This window comes from Gilliamella sp. wkB72 (genome assembly GCF_001693745.1).
Taxonomy (GTDB): Bacteria; Pseudomonadota; Gammaproteobacteria; order Enterobacterales; family Orbaceae; genus Gilliamella; species Gilliamella apicola_E.
The window spans coordinates 1-1,551 of record NZ_LZEI01000020.1 but is presented as its reverse complement, the minus strand read 5'-3'; the positions used below and the strand labels follow the sequence as shown (position 1 = coordinate 1,551).

At 38.4% G+C, this 1,551-nt stretch carries 3 protein-coding genes; all 3 read left to right on the top strand.

Annotated features, from left to right (window positions below):
• On the top strand, positions 1–508 hold a 508-nt coding region (locus tag A9G07_RS10020; RefSeq protein ID WP_141677510.1), incomplete at its 5' end, for a phage tail protein I.
• A complete protein-coding gene (locus tag A9G07_RS11960) occupies positions 501–1,169 on the top strand; it encodes a gp53-like domain-containing protein (RefSeq protein ID WP_065735006.1) in 669 nt (222 codons plus the stop codon). The genes A9G07_RS10020 and A9G07_RS11960, both read left to right, overlap by 8 nt.
• 2 nt (positions 1,170–1,171) lie before the next feature.
• Positions 1,172–1,551: tail fiber assembly protein (locus A9G07_RS10010; protein ID WP_141677509.1), on the top strand; the 380-nt coding region annotated here is incomplete at its 3' end.

The window sequence follows — 1,551 nt, the reverse complement described above, 5'->3', positions numbered from 1 at the left end:
TTTTTTAAATGTCGATATCTATTCACAAATAGATACCGTCGAGGAACCTCTGTTGTCTACGTTGGCATGGCATTTTTCGTTAACTCATGAATGGCTCTGGAAATTAGCAGAATCATTAACTGCAAAACGCGAGTTATTAAAAATCGCGACAAAATTACATCAAAAAAAGGGGACGCCATGGGCTGTCCGCAACATTATCCGTGCTCTGGGGTTTGGTGAGGTTGACATTATTGAGGGAGCGGGAATTCGCTATCGTGACGGCTCTCACAATCGAACTGGATATAAAAATCACGGTGGTTTTAGTTTGACTTGGCCGTGTTATAGCATAATTTTTCATGAGCCAATTACTAACGATTTAGCAGAATTATTAAAACGCGCAATTCCAGAATATGCGCCCGAACGCTGTCAATTAATTAAATTGGATTATCGAGCAGCAGCGATGCGTCATAATGGAAAAATAGAACACAGGAATGGGATTTACAATAGAGGTGAAATAGCAAATGGCTAATGTAAAAGAAGTTGAAAAATGGGAACTTGGTATTTATCAGTTAGAAACGACAGACCCAGTTATGGGTGGGGAGGATGGAATTGATAATCTGCAAGCCAAGCAGCTCGCAAATCGAACAAGTTATTTAAAAAAACAGATTGAAAATGTTTCTAAATTAATTCCAACCGTTCCTGTTCAGAGCGTGAACGGGAAAACAGGGAATATTCAGCTATCTGCAGCAGATGTCGGCACATTAACAGAACAGCAGCTCCGAGAACGTTTTTTACCAGCAAAATTAACGTCAGGTGACCAACCTATTTATGAGGTAGGTGAACGCGTCGATTTTAAAAAACGTCCGACATTTAATAATTCTAATTTGATTAGCAGTGCTGAATATGCAGCAGTATTTACCAGGAATGGTTATGCAAAGATGGCCAACGGTGTAATTTTGCAGTGGGGAGAGGGACAATATCTAGCTGAGGCTCAGACGAACGGGTATATTCAATCGTTTTACACAGCATTTCCAAACGCGTGTTTATCTATTGTTACTAGCGACGGTTTTGCGGGCGTTAATTCTACAGCAGCGTCACCGGTTTCTCGTACTCAATTTCGATGCTGGTGTAAATCCCCCGTGGGAGCATACGCTAACACCGGTTTTTTCTACATCGCCATAGGATTTTAAATATGACTCATTTTTATGACAAAAAAACACAATCATTTTATATAGATGAAATTAATATCGATATACCTGCTGATTCAATTGAAATTACAGCAACGCAGCACGATGAATTGCACAATGCGATTAATGCGGGCTGCATCATATTTGATGATTTAACGTATTCAGAACCACCACCATCGTGTTTTCACAAATGGAACGGTAAAAAATGGATATTAGATAAAAACGCTGAAAACGATTTTAAAATAAAACAAAATGTCGCCTTCAGAGATAAATTGATTAATGATGCAAATGAAAAAATAGCTATTTTACAGGACATTATTGATTTAGATATGTGCGAATCAAACGAGGACGAGCAGCTAAAAAAATGGAAAAAATATCGAATTTT

Bases quoted from the DNA above. Each gene is read 5' to 3' on its own strand.
- A9G07_RS11960 (WP_065735006.1), top strand. From the start codon at position 501: ATGGCTAATGTAAAAGAAGTTGAAAAATGGGAACTTGGTATTTATCAG.